The organism is Vibrio crassostreae 9ZC13 (assembly GCF_000272045.2).
GTDB lineage: Bacteria > Pseudomonadota > Gammaproteobacteria > Enterobacterales > Vibrionaceae > Vibrio > Vibrio crassostreae_C.
The window spans coordinates 601,149-616,724 of sequence record NZ_AJYZ02000019.1 but is presented as its reverse complement, the minus strand read 5'-3'; the positions used below and the strand labels follow the sequence as shown (position 1 = coordinate 616,724).

The window sequence follows — 15,576 nt, the reverse complement described above, 5'->3', positions numbered from 1 at the left end:
AAGCTATGCATAGTCCAATAACACTTGAAGCGTTACACATCCTAGACGCCATCGACCGACGTGGAAGTTTCGCCGCCGCGGCCAATGAAATGGACAGAGCGCCTTCATCACTCAGCTATCAAATACAGAAGCTTGAACAAGATCTAGACATCATGATTTTTGACCGCTCAGGCCACCGTGCAAATTTCACGGAAGCGGGTCAGTTGATACTTGAGCAAGGTAGAATCATTCTTGGAGCTACAGAACGTCTTGTTAACGAGGCAAGCATTCTAGCCAATGGTTGGGAGCTCGATTTGACCATCGCCTTTGATGGCATTATCCCGATTGCTAACTTTTTCCCACTGGTAGATGAACTAGGAAAAATCAGTAAAACACGCGTTCGTTTGCAAGAGGAAATCTTAGCGGGTTGTTGGGAATCTCTGGCCGATGGCCGAGCTGACTTACTTGTGTGCCCAAAGCTTGATACGATTCCAAACGACATTAAAAGTGACGTAATAGGTAAAATAGAAATGGTTTGGGTGGCAGCATCAAACCATTATGTTCACAAGCGTTCTGGTGAATTCGATCAGAAGGCGAGAGAAAGTTACAGGGTTATTGCCATTGCAGACACCGCACGCGATCAGCCAGCACTAAGCATCAATATTCTAGAGAAACAGCCTCGTTTAACCGTGACAAGCTTTCCTGCGAAAGTAGAGGCTTTGACATCAGGACTAGGGATTGGCACCTTACCGAATAGTGTCGCTAAACCTTTGATTGAATCTGGCGTACTACAGCAGATCTCCGGTACAGAACCACAACCGATCGATATTGTTATGGCTTGGCGACGCAACAAAATGGGCGACGCCAAGTCTTGGTGTATCCAACATCTTAAAAAGACATGGGCGTTAAAGTAACGGTAACACCATATCTGCAGTACCATCTTCAAAACTGATATCTAGCTTAAAACCGAGCTTTTGAGCTAGTGTCAGCATCCCTCTATTGGTTGGCATCGTCATACCCGACATCTGCTTGGTCTGCTTCGCACGGCAGTAATCGATAACCTTGGTCATAAGAATGCGACCTAGACCAACACCTTTAAGGTCAGAACGAATCAATATTGCGAATTCGGCGTCTGTGTTCTCAGGGTTAATCAGCGCACGGGACACGCCGATGATCGCTGGAACGCCTTGTTCCTCGCGAACGACCACAAAGGCGATTTCTCTATCGAAATCAATTTGAGTGAAATTCGCCAACGCCTCATGATTGAATTCACCGACATCACTAAAGAAACGCTTATACAGATCCTCTTTAGACACACGGTTAATGAAGTCAGCATGAAGCGGTTCATCTTCGGGAAGAATAGGGCGTAACAACACTTCGGTTCCATCTTTTAGCTGGATACGTTCTTCAAGCTCGACCGGATAAGGGCGAATCGCAAGACGTTCCTGTGGATCGCCTTCGTACGCTTTCAAGATGATATCGGCATCTAATATCGTGAACTTGTCACCATTGGCCAGTACTGGATGGATATCCAAATCATGTATTTCAGGGCAATCCACTACCATTTGCGATATACGTACCAATAACTCAGACAAACCTTCTATATCGATGGGGTTAGGGAGTTTTTGTAGACGAATCTTGCCGCTTTTTATCGCTCGAATAATCAAGTAACGCGCCAGTGTTATGTTGAGCGGTGGAAAAGCAGCTGCGGCATCAATCGACTCATCCCACTCCGAACCACCTTGTCCAAGTAATATGATTGGGCCGAAGGTTTCGTCTGTTGTAACCTTAATACGCAACTCTTGGCCGCCCGCGAGCTTAGCCATACCTTGAATTAACAAGCCGTGGATGTTTGCTGTAGGGAAGGATAATTGAGAACGATCGAGAATTGCCTGAGCCGCATTGGCAACTTCACTGCTGTTTCGCAAATTGAGCATCACGCCTTGTACGTCTGACTTATGTGCAATATCCGGCGAACGTAATTTTACTGCGACGGGATAACCGATCGTTTCAGCGATGTGTACCGCTTCACTTGGGTCAGAAGCGATCCAAGTTGGTAACACATCGAGGTTGAAGCTCTTGAAAAACTGACTGTTTTGGTGAGTATCAAGGCTAACTGTATCTTTATCCAGTAGTTTTCTTTCTATCCAACCTTTCGCATCTGCTAGATCTTCAATGTGTACTTTTTCTGCAGTGGTCGGCGTTTCCATTAACTGACGTTGGTTACGTCTGTACTCGACTAAGTGCATGAATGCGACCACAGAGCTTTCAGGGGTCCGATAAGTTGGGAAACCCGCTTCGGTAAACAGCTTTCGTGCGGGCCTTGCTGTTAGCTCACCAGACCAATTCGTCAGGATGTTAAAGCGCTTGTGGCGAGGGTGCTTCTTAATCGCTTCAATAATTCGTTCTGCCGTTTTAGCGGAATGTGCGACCGCTGAAGGGCTGTGCATGATAAGAATCGCGTCTGCTTCATCGCCATCGAGTAAGATGTTTATAGTGTCGATATAACGTTGATCACCAGCGTCGCCGACAATATCGATAGGATTGCTATGAGACCAACTCGATGGCAAAACCTTGTTCAACTTATCAAGTGTCTCTTCTGAAAACTCTGCGAGCTTACCACCGCGGTCAAATAGGGTGTCCACAGCCATAATCGCAGGGCCGCCACCATTAGTAACAATAGCCAAGCGCTCGCCTCGCAATGGTACTGAATGAGTCAGTGTTTCTACCGCAGCAAACAGTTCATGTAAGTTCTTAACTCGTAGCATGCCGCTGCGTCGGATTGCGGAATCATAAATAATATCTAATGTGTCGGCACCGCCAGTGTGAGCCATTGCTGCGGCTCTGCCTTTCGCCGTTCGACCGCCTTTCAACACCAAAATTCGTCGGTTACGCGAAGCCGCACGCGCTGCAGAAATAAAGCGCCTCGCATCAGTAATGCTGTCTACATAAAGCAATATCGCTTCGGTGTGAGAGTCGGTACTGAGATAATCCAATAACTCCGAGAATTCGATATCGCTACCATTGCCTATAGAGATAAACGCCGAAAAACCGATCTCTTTGTCATTAGCCCAATCGAGAATAGTGGTACACACAGCTGCCGACTGAGAAACAAAGGCGATCTTACCGGGTAATGCTGTCACTGGAGAGAATGAGGCGTTCAAATTTAACCAAGGGACAATCACCCCCAAACTATTGGAACCCAACACTCGAATGTTGTGCTTTTTGGCAATCGCTAGGCATCGTTCATCATACGTCTCACCATTATCGCTTTCTTGCTGCATGTCTGAAGAAAGCACAATGACAGAGGCTATACCTTTCTCAGCCAGTTCTTCAAAAATAGCGACATTATGGGTCGCATTGGTACACAAGATTGCGAGGTCAGGAACAATCGGTAACGACAAAATGTTCTTGTAAGAAAGCACACCGGCCACTGAATCATATTTCGGCGTAACCGGCATCACCGCACCTTTAAAATCCCCATGCAACAAATTGTTCATAACAATATATCCTGCGCGTGTTTCTCGTTGAGAAGCACCAACAACAGCGATTGAACGGGGTTTAAGTAGGGGATCAAGATGATTCATAGACATATCCTAGCAATGCACGTAAGTTCATCGTAACTTACTTTGCACTCACAGGTTGATGGCAAATTCACCGAATTCAGATTAATAAGTAAACACTGCATAAAGTTTGTGAAATAGGTCACCCACTAATGGTGTATAATCCCAAAGTTAACTTGATTCTAAACCGACGTATCGGCATGATTTATAGTAATTATTATTAAGGATATAGAGCTTTCCATGAAAAAATTTGCAATTGTGACTTTGCCACTGCTCTTGGCTGCGTGTGTATCTGACGACTACGTTACCAATGTCACTTCAGATAGTTATCAAGAAGAGTACAAGACGGCCAAAGTTGAAGCTCCAGTTGTATCTCAATCTGAGCAAACAGGCGTTGTTGAAGAAAACGTTGTCAACGTGATCAGAACTGAACCTGTTGAACAGAAAGTCACTCAAACGACTAAAGCTAAGCCAGTTGCAGTAGTGACAGGACCAACGAAGAAACAACAAGACATGAACCAGCGTTTTGGTTACACAGTTCAAGTTGTTGCTGTTGGCAGCCAAAGTAAAGTCGATTCTTTCGTGAAAATGCTACCTACGACTTCTCAGCCAGTTTGGGAAAACTACAAAATGGTTAACGGCACTAAGTGGTTCACGGTACTTTATGGTGACTACGCAACACGCTTAGAAGCTAAAAAGGCAATCTCAACACTGCCGAACACTTTCCAAAACTTGAAGCCGTTCGTTAAGAGCATTGATGACATCAAGAACTCTGAATACCCAACGCTTAACAAGTTGAACTAAGTTTTGATTCATAAAGAAGGGGCAAATGCTCCTTCTTTTGTTTTAAGACTCGCTGTTTTGTTTAATAGTTAATCGCTCGATCTTTCGAACGCAATTTTAACAATCAAAACACTGTACCTATCTCGACTTTTGTTTATCATTGAAGTCAGTACTCCTAGTTTCAAGGACCGAATTTACCCATGAACACCACAAACATCCTTCTACTTTGCGGCGGTGGATCTTCAGAGCATGAAGTATCTTTAGTTTCAGCCAATTACCTTTTTGAACAACTTAATAGCGTTGCAGATTTTAACGTTGTAAGAGTTGAAATTAAGAACGAAGGCTGGTGTCTTGATTCAGGTGAATTGGTTTATCTTGATATTAACGACCAAACCTTACGCGGTGACAATTTAGCATCTAAAGTCGATTTCATTGTGCCTTGCATACACGGTTTCCCAGGTGAAACAGGTGACATTCAATCACTGTTTGAAATGGCTAAAATTCCATACCTAGGTTGTGGTCCAGAAGCAAGCAACAACAGCTTTAACAAAATCACGTCAAAGCTTTGGTACGACGCACTTGGTATTCCAAACACGCCGTACCTGTTCTTATCAGACAACAATGATCAAGCTCACTCACAAGCAACTCAAGCATTTGAAAAGTGGGGTAAAGTGTTTGTGAAAGCGGCTCGTCAAGGTTCTTCTGTAGGTTGTTACCAAGTTAACCAAGTAGAAGATTTAAGCGAGGCTATCAACAAGGCGTTCACTTTCTCGGACCAAGTATTGGTTGAGAAATCAGTGGTGCCTAGAGAGCTAGAAATTGCTGCTTATGAAATCGATGGCGAGCTACACATCAGCAAGCCGGGTGAGGTGATTGCACCGAATGGCGCATTTTACTCTTACGAAGAGAAGTACAGTGCAGACAGCCACTCGATCACTGAAGTTGAAGCAAGTAATTTAACTGACGAACAGCGTGAATTGATTGCAGACAGCGCACGAAAAGTCTTCACCCAGATGAAGCTTCGTCACTTGTCTCGTATCGACTTCTTTTTAACGCAAGACAACGAGATCTACCTGAACGAAGTCAACACCTTCCCAGGTATGACGCCAATCTCCATGTTCCCTAAAATGGTTGAGCATGACGGCCACAAATTCAGCCAGTTCTTAGAAAACTGCGTGAGAACAAGCCTTTCTTAGGTTTCTAACTCGTTTTCGTTCACTTAGAGCTGAACCAACAAGTGCCTTGAGCTTTCGCCAAGGCGCTTTTTGTTTTTAACGCTAACCGTTTTTACAAATATCGTTTTAACCATAACTTATATCAAAATAGTAATATCCAAGTAATCTGCGACCCGTCATTGCCAAGGTATTAACGCCTTAAACTTCATCTTCTCACTATCAGCCGTTCCCGTGAAACCGACATATTGAGCTGGCATTGCCGGGCTAAGCCAACGACCAAAGTCCTGAATCTCTCTCACCTTAAGACCTTGTTTCGACAACTCTTGTGCAGCACCAACACGAATCGAATTTCCAGAGAAATGGTGATTTTCTGGCAGTTGAAGTAAGTCGCTAGCTCTTCTCAATATCCTATAGATGGACGAATCATCTAAAGGCTGCAAACCAATATTCTCATGCTTGTCTATCGCACGAAATACTGGCAAGTCATCTTGTATACCAGTAAACGAAAGCCAACGTTGAAGTGCAACACTGGCTATTTGTGACAACTGATAAGCCGAATCTTTGACTGTTACTTGGTAATGATCTTCAACGTACTCAACATCACTCATCGATAACAACTTAAGCTCTGAGCGCTTTAAAGCACACTCGAACATCACGTTATAAATAGCAATGTCTCTGATCTCTTTCAGGTTTGCTTTCTCATGGGAGAGTAACGTATTCAAATCAGTGAGATGCACAGATGTCATAGCATTGGTTTGTTTAGCGTCACCGGCCATTTGAGATTGTAAGTGGAGTAGGGTAAAGCGAACTTGCCTGTGCTTGATCGGGTTAGCAAAGCTCAACACAGTATGTAACATGCTAAGCGTTGCAGTGTAACGTTTTAGCGATGCGTATTTTCTATCGTTAGACTCCGTTTCAAGAAAACGACGAACAGCGGTTATAGATGCGGGAAGTGTGTTAATACGATGTTTGGTACAGAACGCATGATAGCGATTCCAATCACTGTAAATGCCCAACAGTGAATTGCGAGAGTATTGAAATCCTGTCAACTCATCTATAATTTCTATTGTCGCGTTGCTGTTTAATTTTTCAACAAATGAATTAATTATCACAGAGTCAGTTAAAATAGGGACTTTTTTTCTCAAATTACCATACCTCTACAGGTGTTTTTACCATATTATGCTTGATATCATTATTAGTATACTTATGATTAATGCAGTGAAAACAAAAAGATGATTAATAGATATGGCTAATTCAATTTACCGAAGCGTCCATCTTCAATCGATAGATGCTAACAACACAGTTTGGCGTGCTAAGTTAAAAAACAACGTTATTCAGGGCAACCTAGCTGCCGTGAAAAAGAGTATTGATTGGTGGATTGATACCGCATCTATTATTGATCCAAAAGAATTCATGTCATTAAATAAGTCGAGAGGAACTGGTGGCTCGACTGAAAACTTCAACGGCTACCAAATCAAGAATGACACCGGTGAGCCTAATGCGTGGTATTGCATGTTTAACGGTCGCTTAATCAAAGGCGGTAAGGTTGCAATCCAACGCCATATAGAAGCTTACTTACTCGCAAAACAAAAAGCAGAGCAACAAAAGAAGTAAATTATGAGCCTAGTATATTCAACAGAAACAGGTCGCATTAAGCCTGAAGAAGAGAAAGTCCAACGTCCTAAAGGCGATGGTATCGTTCGAATCCAAAAAGAAACCAAAGGCCGTAAAGGCAAAGGCGTTTCTGTCGTAACTGGCTTAGACCTAGATGACGCACCATTAAAACTAATGGCAGCAGAACTCAAGAAAGTTTGCGGCTGCGGTGGCTCAGTAAAAGATGGCAACATCGAAATTCAAGGTGACGCGCGCGACAAGATCAAAGCGCACCTTGAAAAGAAAGGCTACAAAGTTAAATTTGCTGGCGGTTAATCTCTAACTAATACCAGGGTTAAAATCGAAGATTATTATCACTGGTTATTAGGTATTTTATGGTAAATAGCCAGTATGGTTAAATACACAGTATAAATTAGAGAATATCGGCACAATACAAAGGCAGGGCATCGCACAAAGATACCTGCCTTATAAACATCAAAATCCATTTAACATAACGTACATAATACGCAGTTAATAATACGTGTAGTTAATTCTAAAGGTAGTATTCTCATCTTTTGTCCTTAAAATCCTTGTTCCAACTGACTCTCACGCTTCTTGCGCCGTTCAGGGTTTTCTTAGCGCATTTGAAATCAAATAATTATATGTGCGGCCAACATCTACACAATCCAACCTTCATTCAGCAAATCTAATTGACGAGAAACTTTGTCCATCTGATTTAACTTATCTTGCCACTTCTCTGTTTGCACTAACGAACCGCCGCGTTGTGTGTGATTCTTGTGAGCATTGCTGTTGTTTCTTTTTCAGATTTCACACACGCGACCAATGTTTTTTATCAACTGCACATGCTGAGCTTTCGTTCAAATCCATCAGCTAATAAAGTTCGTCTGTCTTACGTAGATTCGCACACACATTTTTCAAACCTTCTTAACGATTCTCTCTAGAGTTAGTACTTTGTGTTCAGTTTGCATAGATTCATTACACTTATTGCTGGTACACAACACCGATACTTGGCAGATCCATAATCACGGTTTGCCCTGAAATTACGTTCAATTGGACTTAGGTAGCTTTGGTAATAAACCTAAGAGTTACTTTAAACCCATTGCGCTTAGTTTTTCTTTACTTGTTTTCTCTAACTGATATGCCTGCTTTGAAGTCGCAATGGTGTTACCGCCTGAGATTAGAAAGCTTATAATGTTTATCGACACATGTAATCAATAAGTAAAGTGACACTGTAGCTAGCTGTACAGGTAAAGCTTGGTCCTATGGAACACAAAATAAAGAACCCAAATAATAACTGTATATTTACACAGTTAAATTATTATCCCCTTAAAAACGTTACCTTTCGTATAAATACCGAACAAAAACAACGCTATTTAGGCATATATCTGTCGCTGGGCGCGTATTTTTGCCTAGCAATCACGCTAGTGTCGTTGATCTCTTTTAATACGCTCATGGATAAGAACTACATCATCACACCTGACAGATAGCCTACGCGCGTAAATACGGACAGAGACCACGATGGTGGCACCGTAGGCTCATTACATAAGTCAGAAGATGGAATTAAGTTACAGCGTGACTTTGAACAAACCTATAGCTTACCCTTCTGTGAAATTGAGTACGTTAAGAGATCGACCCAAAATGAAGGGCTCGATCTCTCAACGTTCGATTCGGTCACCATCAATATAGAATATGAAGGTCAAGAGGAGCCAAGGTTTCGATTCTACATACGTAACCACGACGACAACTACAGCGCTCAAAGCGACCCTATTTCTAACAAGTTCTATCGCTTAGACTTATCATTCCCCAATAGAAAACACATCGATTTAGCATTCTCAGGTTGATACGTATCGTTCCTGAATCGCTCTATATAAACAGCTCTTCCTTACGTCTCTAAGCTTCCTTAGCACTTGTTCTGCAGTCACGTATTGGCGAGTAAAGCTTGCTCTAACCAGTGCTCAGTCACTCGCGGTATCGGTTTTGAATATTACCGTCGCTACTTATCTCGCACTGTTTTTAGATGAAATCCTCATTTGTCTGCTTGTGAACATTCATACACTCGTATCCGCTAAAAACATAAGTCACAACGTCACTATCCTTAAAAAACGCCATATATTGAACCACTTAAACACGGTGACATAAATACTGACACCAAAATTGGCAATTGTTTCACTTTCAGATCTTGTTGTAATTTAATTACAAATAGAAACCGAGAAAAGCCTATAAAGTGGATTACTCTGCTGTAACTTACTGAATAAGCTAAATTTAAGGGTTTTGGTTAGGTCGGAATTTAGGGTAACTAAAGATTGGGTATGTACGAGATAATATACTAGAGGGTAATATATTTAGTTATAGTGCATTAAGGTGTTAAAAAAGAAGGGCTGATGCCCTACTCTTCTTTATTACTCATTTCTTCACGAATTTGCTCAGCAACGATTTTGATAGCTTGTGCTGTGCTGATGCCCTGAGTCATCATTTCTTGAATTCGTTCAACAGCTTTCTGTTGTTCTTCGTGAGAAAGGGTTGGTAAGTCGTTTAGCATGCTCTGCTCCTTTATTTAGGAGCAGAACTATATAAGGACTGTTAGTAACTAGCAAGGAAATTGATGGATGCACCCATTGCATTTTCATTCGTGTAGTTAGCACTTAGATCTAGCTGAAACAAGTTCAATGGCGAGATACCAACACCAGCTGTCACTGTTCCTTCTGAATCAGAGTAAGCCAGGTTCTTGTAATACCCTCCCCTTAGCTTAAGTTGACGTAACAGGTCGACTTCAGTACCAACACGAATCATCTGTTCGTTGTCTTCGAACGAAGTAAACTTCTCTGCTTCATTCAAATCATAATCAACACTCAACGTAAAGTAATCAGAAACGATACCTGCACCCACTGTGTATACCGGCTCTAGTTGGTAAGTGTATTTACCACCAACTTGGTGTGTCGCACTACTTGTGCTGCTGGTAAGTGTTCTTGTTGTATCTTTTGTTTCGATATCTCTAGAGATCAAGTTAGTTGCTGCAACACCTACTCGGAACGGGCCGAAGAACCAAAGTGCACCGGCATCCATGTTGAATGCAGTGTCGCCATCGCTGTTTTCTCTAACGTCGGACAAATCGTAATCATTAACCGACGCAACATAGTTATACGTATAAATGCGTTGGATCTTTGGTGTGATACCAAATGAGATGTGTTGACCCATAAAGGTTTGGTATTTTGCTAAAGAAAGGCCAACTTCTGCTACGCCTATTGAAACCGCTTCAACAGTAGACAATTCTACTTTGTCTTCATCTGAACCTGTCGTGTAAACGTTAGGAGTCGCAAATGATTCTGTATAGGCTTTAGCGAAAAGGTTTGCCGCGACAAACTGGTTCGGAAGAGCAAACGCGACAACACCACCAAGTTCTACATTAGCTTGGTTGCCATCAAGTTTATTGAGCGCTGCATCTAAGTCTGCGGTGTTTGACGCATCAACGACCCTATCGACATTCGATTTCATGTCGTTAGGGTCATTATAATTACCGCCGAAACTTGGCGTGATCATTCCCATGTCATCATTACGACGATAAATGGCAACAAGTGCTGGGTTATAGAATGGAGCAGTTAGGAAGTTTGCTGAAACAACACCAACACCACCCATCGCATCACCACGCGCTTCAATGGCGTAGTTTGCTGCTGAAAGAGGAAGACTGGCGAATGCAATTGACGCTGCGAGTAGTTTTGTAGTTTTTTTCATGCCGTTTATCTTTGTTAGATCCCTTACATAGTTAACGGCACAATTTTAAATTACTTTAACTCTTCTTCGCTAGAAATATCATAAGTTTTACTGATAGTTTGTGCTTGTTCTATCGCTATGTCGCCTTGCCAGCGTGAATGCACCATTGAAACCGCTAAAACATAGCGATCATTAGGAAGTTCTTCACCAGTAAGGTTCATTGGATAATCAGATTCGTAGCTCTTGCCCCAGACCTGTTCATAGTGTTCATCAACGTAATCGTACAAACCAATTTCGAGCTTAGGGAGCGGACAATAAGGATTGAGTAGTTCTTTTTTATCGATTCGCCACGTGTCTTTTGATGCCCAGCGAACTTGTTGACGCATGGCAACTTCACCCAAAACAACCCAAGTGCTCCAAGACTTTCCGCCATCACCTTTAACGCTTAAACGGTATAAACCGGATTCAAGTTGAGAGGCTAAATTGTAACGCTTGCGGTATAGACTCACCGATGCGTTGTTAACCACTTCACTGTCTTTGGTTAACTCACTGTCCGAAGAAACGATCTTATCGACCCACTTCTCGAAGGTAATGTCTTGAATGTTGTTTTCGGATTCAACATTAATCGATACACGAAAGGTATCTCGGCCAGGGCTTTGAATGATGTGTCTTTTAACGACGACTGAACTAATCCAATCTGGGAGTGTTTTTCTGGTGAGAGTTTTACCACAATCTTTGTTCAATGCTTGATCGAACAGTTCATTGAGGTGATCTTCTCGTGATTGAGACGAGTTGATTTGCCAAACTTCCACTAATGAGTCAAACATCTGAGGTAAATCATTATCTAGCAGATGTTTATGAACTTGAGTCAGAGCATCGCTGCTCTTAAACCAATCCGTTGCTTGCGCGGTATTCGCTACGCAAGAAAACATTAATAGTGGAAGTAAGGCTATTCTCATTACGCTTTCATCTTGTAACCAACGCCACGCAGCGTTTCAATTTCTAGACCCGGCAGTTTCTGTCTTAGTTGCAGAACGTGCGTGTCTACCGTACGTGTTGTTGGGAAATGGTTGTAACCCCATACATGGTCAAGCAGTTCATCACGTGTAAACACACGTCCAAGGTTACTTGCCAAGAACAGTAGAAGGTCAAATTCAGTGCGCGTTAACGTTACTTCCTGTTCATTGAAAAACACTTCACGTGTCGCTTTATCGATAACAAGATTCTGAGCGATAACTTTTGATGCATCTTGTTCTTCAGAATCTGGCAGGCGAAGTTGAGCACGAATTCGAGCAAATAGCTCAGCCTCTGCGAATGGCTTTGTTAAGTAGTCGTTTGCACCTGAATCTAGGCCCGCTACTTTGTCTTTTACTGTCACGAGAGCCGTCAGCAAAATAACTGGGATATCTTTCTTTTTCTTCCAACCTGGAAGTGAATCTACTGAGTCGCCATCAGGAAGTTGACGGTCTAGAATCACTAGATCCGCTTGTTCCCAGTAGCCTTCAACTTCAGAGATCAGTTCTGCATGCAAACATTCATATCCAGCTTGCTCAAGGCTAACTAATAAACCGTCAGCTAAATTTTTATCATCTTCAACGAGAAGCAATGTCTGTTTCACAAGGTATCTCCAAAATAAATGTTGTTGGGGGGCCGATAAGCGTCATGTGACCGCCCATTTTTCCAACCATAGATTCCACTATCGTCAGACCTAAACCGAGTCCACTCTTACTTACGAATGGCTTTCTTAGTTGCCCCCAATCTTTGCGAGACAAGTCTCCATTATCTATAACTTTGAATGTCAGCTTCTTGTCAGAAGTATTCAGTTCTAGAATTACTGGAGCCACACCGTATTTCACGGCATTTCTGATTAGGTTATCGATGCACGTTCCCAACCAATATACGTTCACTTTTGCAGCTATATCTTTGTTTACACGGAGTTCAATCCCCTGCGCAAAGTCTTCTTCAACTTTGTATTGGAGCCACTCTTCAACACTTGGCACCCACTCTGTTGCGAGCGGTTGATTATCTGATTGCAGGTAATCTTTACTTGCTTCCGCCAACTGTCTTAAACGGCGTGTATCTTCACACAGCCTACGGAACTCATCATATACCGATTCTGGTAAGTGTTCGAACTCACGCCTGAACCCTTCCACCGTCAATGACAAACTCGCAATCGGCGTTCTTAATTCGTGCGTTAGGATTTGAAGAACCAGCATGCGACTCTTCATCTCTTGTTTCTTGCTGTTCCAGCGGTAAATCGCCCAACCTAAGACAAGCATGATGTTGGCAATAACCAAGATAAACATGGCGACTTGCAGAAGCTCTGAATGATCTTCTATTTCCCAACACACATTACCACGCTGGACAAAACAGCTTTTACCTTCTGAAGACAAGCTAAACGATAACCCAGCAAGCGTGGCATTTTCGTTCCAGACTGATTTTTTATACAGGTAATATCTGTCGCCGCGTTTTACCCACATCTCATCAAGCTCAACAAACATACTGGCACCCGCTAACAGCGCGGTGATTGCTTCGCTATCCATTTGTTGCAAGCGAGACAGTAGTTCATCGTGTTCGGTGTTTGGTCGCTCTTGAATATGCATAAAGCGCTTCAGAGAGTCGAATTTTTCTGGGTACTTCTCAACGTATCGTGCCGCATAAGAACCGCCGCCAGGGTGAATCAAACCACTACGGCTAAACCAACGGTCAGAAAGCTTGGTGCCTTTACACATTGCACGAGTAAAAACTAAAGGCTCAGTAATCAAAGGGCTTAACGGCAGTTTACCACTACAGGTTTTTGATAACTGGTACAAGCGCTGAATGTCTTTTAACGGGTACTCTGCTGTTTGTGGCAGCATAGAAGACGGCATGATCAAACGTGTTGGATAATCAGCCTGTAGCACTCGAATATCGTAAGATTCGATTGCCGTTTCATGATCAAAGAGTTTGGTGAAATTATCGATACGCTCAGGTAAAGAGTCAGCAAATGCGTTTGCAGACACAGACAACGTAGCGATAAGAAGAGTAAATGTTCTTTTGATGATCACAAACCAACGCAAATTCATATAGATCAACCAAATATATACCATTCGCTATCAAAGATAAATTTTTAACCGCATGAAAAACTTTGAGAATGGCGAGCTACAGAGATAAAGGCCAATATATTACGGCCACATTGTACATACGTACTAGTAGGCTGATTGGCAAGCCAAACCTCAATTGCGACAAGTTTTGCATCAGGCTTCGTCAACTTCGTATCAACTGAGATCACACATAGAGTCGCTTTCGTAAGATAAAAAAAGGAGCTCAAATGAGCTCCTTATCGAGTTGTTACATATTGTTTAGAGGTGATCTCTATAGATGTTCTAAGATACTTAGACAACTCTTTTTAGCATCGCCAAACAGCATCTGCGTGTTCTCTTTGAAGAACAGTGGGTTTTGCACACCGGCGTAACCTGTGTTCATCGAACGCTTGAATACGATAACATTCTGAGCGTTCCAAACTTCAAGTACTGGCATACCAGCAATTGGGCTGTTTGGATCTTCAAGTGCTGCAGGGTTTACGGTGTCATTCGCACCAATTACCAATACAGTATCTGTCTCATCGAAGTCATCGTTGATTTCGTCCATTTCTAGAACGATATCGTAAGGCACTTTCGCTTCAGCAAGCAGTACGTTCATGTGACCCGGTAACCTACCAGCAACTGGGTGGATACCAAATCGAACATTAATGCCCTGCGCTCGTAGCTTCTCAGTGATTTCATGCACTGGGTATTGTGCTTGAGCTACTGCCATGCCGTATCCAGGAGTGATGATTACTGACTTAGAGTTTTTCAGCATATCAGCCACATCTTCAGCTGATGTTTCGCGGTGTTCACCTTGCTCTTCATCGCCATCAGACACAACCACTTCTTGGCCGAATCCACCAGCAATAACACTGATGAAAGAGCGGTTCATCGCCTTACACATAATGTAAGACAGAATCGCACCCGACGAACCAACCAATGCACCAGTTACGATAAGCAGATCGTTTGCAAGCATGAAACCTGCCGCTGCTGCTGCCCAACCAGAGTACGAGTTAAGCATAGAGACAACTACTGGCATATCTGCACCGCCAATCGATGCCACTAGGTGGTAACCGAATGCGAATGCGATAAGTGTCATCACCATTAGTGCGAACATGCTGCCGTCTGCTTTAACGAACATGATCATCAGCAGTGTAGAAACTACGATAGCCGCTAGATTCCACTTGTGCTTATGAGGGATGTTCAATGCAGACGAAGAGATAACGCCACGAAGCTTACCAAACGCAACAATAGAACCCGTGAACGTCACCGCACCGATAAACACGCCAAGGAACACTTCCACTAGATGGATAACGTGCTCTGCATGAATATCTGCAGGGTTGATAGAAACAGCAGCAGGTGGATCGATGTAGCTGTTGTAACCTACAAGTACTGCAGCCATACCTACGAAGCTGTGCAGAATTGCAACCAGCTCTGGCATTTCGGTCATTTCTACTTTTCTTGCGTAGTGGATACCAATACCACCACCGATCACCATAGCAATGATGATCCACACAATACCAGCAGAGTGAGGGCCAAAGATCGTTGCGATCAACGCGATTGCCATACCCGTGATACCGTAATAGTTACCTGCACGCGCAGATTCCTGTTTCGATAACCCAGCCAAGCTCATAATAAAAAATACAGCAGCAACAATATAAGCTGCTTGTACTAATCCTTCAGACATCT

Annotated in this window: 13 protein-coding genes and 1 pseudogene; 6 read left to right on the top strand and 8 right to left on the bottom strand. The window is 42.9% G+C overall.

Features of this window, described 5'->3' with window-relative positions; translation table 11 throughout:
• Window positions 1-5: 5 nt before the first annotated feature.
• The gene (locus A136_RS04115) at window positions 6-893 is read left to right on the top strand and encodes a LysR family transcriptional regulator (protein ID WP_017064587.1); all 888 of its coding nucleotides are present in this window, start codon (window positions 6-8) and stop codon (window positions 891-893) included.
• Here A136_RS04115 and A136_RS04110 read toward each other — a convergent pair.
• Complete coding sequence (locus tag A136_RS04110; RefSeq protein WP_017064586.1) at window positions 885-3,566, bottom strand: bifunctional acetate--CoA ligase family protein/GNAT family N-acetyltransferase; 2,682 nt, start codon at window positions 3,564-3,566, stop codon at window positions 885-887. The two genes, A136_RS04115 and A136_RS04110, sit on opposite strands and share 9 nt — an antisense overlap.
• Window positions 3,567-3,782: 216 nt before the next feature.
• On the opposite strand from A136_RS04110, the gene A136_RS04105 reads away from it, so the two are divergent.
• A complete protein-coding gene (locus tag A136_RS04105; RefSeq protein WP_017064585.1) occupies window positions 3,783-4,346 on the top strand; it encodes an SPOR domain-containing protein in 564 nt (187 codons plus the stop codon).
• Window positions 4,347-4,525: 179 nt separating this feature from the next.
• On the top strand, window positions 4,526-5,521 hold the full coding sequence (locus A136_RS04100; protein ID WP_017064584.1) for a D-alanine--D-alanine ligase: 996 nt from the start codon (window positions 4,526-4,528) through the stop codon (window positions 5,519-5,521).
• A 155-nt stretch (window positions 5,522-5,676) separates the two neighbouring features.
• On the opposite strand, the gene A136_RS04095 is transcribed toward A136_RS04100, so the two are convergent.
• Window positions 5,677-6,645 carry a tyrosine-type recombinase/integrase gene (locus A136_RS04095; protein WP_017060094.1) on the bottom strand — a complete coding sequence of 323 codons (969 nt, stop codon included), beginning with the start codon at window positions 6,643-6,645 and terminating at the stop codon, window positions 5,677-5,679.
• Between the two features lie 100 nt (window positions 6,646-6,745).
• Here A136_RS04095 and A136_RS04090 point away from each other — a divergent pair, with 100 nt between their 5' ends.
• The 3 genes and pseudogenes from A136_RS04090 to A136_RS22960 all read left to right on the top strand — a co-directional run.
• The gene (locus tag A136_RS04090; RefSeq protein WP_017060095.1) at window positions 6,746-7,114 is read left to right on the top strand and encodes a DUF3319 domain-containing protein; all 369 of its coding nucleotides are present in this window, start codon (window positions 6,746-6,748) and stop codon (window positions 7,112-7,114) included.
• A gap of 3 nt (window positions 7,115-7,117) precedes the next feature.
• Entirely contained in the window at window positions 7,118-7,429 is a 312-nt protein-coding gene (gene yciH, locus A136_RS04085; protein ID WP_008221404.1) for a stress response translation initiation inhibitor YciH, read from the top strand.
• Between the two features lie 1,031 nt (window positions 7,430-8,460).
• Window positions 8,461-8,946: pseudogene (locus A136_RS22960) on the top strand (GGDEF domain-containing protein); the annotation flags it as partial.
• A gap of 554 nt (window positions 8,947-9,500) precedes the next feature.
• Here the strand turns inward: A136_RS22960 and A136_RS22110 are convergent.
• From A136_RS22110 to pntB, 6 genes are all read right to left on the bottom strand, one after another.
• The gene (locus tag A136_RS22110) at window positions 9,501-9,653 is read right to left on the bottom strand and encodes a YoaH family protein (protein ID WP_004731009.1); all 153 of its coding nucleotides are present in this window, start codon (window positions 9,651-9,653) and stop codon (window positions 9,501-9,503) included.
• A 41-nt stretch (window positions 9,654-9,694) separates the two neighbouring features.
• A complete protein-coding gene (locus tag A136_RS04080; RefSeq protein WP_017064582.1) occupies window positions 9,695-10,843 on the bottom strand; it encodes a conjugal transfer protein TraF in 1,149 nt (382 codons plus the stop codon).
• A gap of 50 nt (window positions 10,844-10,893) precedes the next feature.
• Window positions 10,894-11,781 (bottom strand): DUF2861 family protein, encoded by an 888-nt coding sequence (locus A136_RS04075; RefSeq protein ID WP_029235234.1) that lies wholly within the window; start codon window positions 11,779-11,781, stop codon window positions 10,894-10,896.
• On the bottom strand, window positions 11,781-12,440 hold the full coding sequence (gene vxrB, locus A136_RS04070; RefSeq protein ID WP_017060099.1) for a response regulator transcription factor VxrB: 660 nt from the start codon (window positions 12,438-12,440) through the stop codon (window positions 11,781-11,783). The genes A136_RS04075 and vxrB overlap by 1 nt, the downstream gene beginning before the upstream one ends.
• Window positions 12,415-13,887 (bottom strand): sensor histidine kinase VxrA, encoded by a 1,473-nt coding sequence (vxrA, locus tag A136_RS04065; RefSeq protein ID WP_017064581.1) that lies wholly within the window; start codon window positions 13,885-13,887, stop codon window positions 12,415-12,417. The genes vxrB and vxrA overlap by 26 nt, the downstream gene beginning before the upstream one ends.
• 289 nt (window positions 13,888-14,176) lie before the next feature.
• A complete protein-coding gene (gene pntB / locus A136_RS04060) occupies window positions 14,177-15,574 on the bottom strand; it encodes a Re/Si-specific NAD(P)(+) transhydrogenase subunit beta (protein ID WP_017064580.1) in 1,398 nt (465 codons plus the stop codon).
• Window positions 15,575-15,576 lie beyond the last annotated feature (2 nt).

What these genes read in the sequence shown, in the direction of transcription:
- A136_RS04115 (WP_017064587.1), top strand. Translation starts at nt 6, where the DNA reads ATGCATAGTCCAATAACACTTGAAGCGTTACACATCCTAGACGCCATC.
- A136_RS04110 (WP_017064586.1), bottom strand. Translation starts at nt 3,566, where the DNA reads ATGAATCATCTTGATCCCCTACTTAAACCCCGTTCAATCGCTGTTGTT.
- A136_RS04105 (WP_017064585.1), top strand. Translation starts at nt 3,783, where the DNA reads ATGAAAAAATTTGCAATTGTGACTTTGCCACTGCTCTTGGCTGCGTGT.
- A136_RS04100 (WP_017064584.1), top strand. Translation starts at nt 4,526, where the DNA reads ATGAACACCACAAACATCCTTCTACTTTGCGGCGGTGGATCTTCAGAG.
- A136_RS04090 (WP_017060095.1), top strand. Translation starts at nt 6,746, where the DNA reads ATGGCTAATTCAATTTACCGAAGCGTCCATCTTCAATCGATAGATGCT.
- yciH (WP_008221404.1), top strand. Translation starts at nt 7,118, where the DNA reads ATGAGCCTAGTATATTCAACAGAAACAGGTCGCATTAAGCCTGAAGAA.
- A136_RS22110 (WP_004731009.1), bottom strand. Translation starts at nt 9,653, where the DNA reads ATGCTAAACGACTTACCAACCCTTTCTCACGAAGAACAACAGAAAGCT.
- A136_RS04080 (WP_017064582.1), bottom strand. Translation starts at nt 10,843, where the DNA reads ATGAAAAAAACTACAAAACTACTCGCAGCGTCAATTGCATTCGCCAGT.
- A136_RS04075 (WP_029235234.1), bottom strand. Translation starts at nt 11,781, where the DNA reads ATGAGAATAGCCTTACTTCCACTATTAATGTTTTCTTGCGTAGCGAAT.
- vxrA (WP_017064581.1), bottom strand. Translation starts at nt 13,887, where the DNA reads ATGAATTTGCGTTGGTTTGTGATCATCAAAAGAACATTTACTCTTCTT.
- pntB (WP_017064580.1), bottom strand. Translation starts at nt 15,574, where the DNA reads ATGTCTGAAGGATTAGTACAAGCAGCTTATATTGTTGCTGCTGTATTT.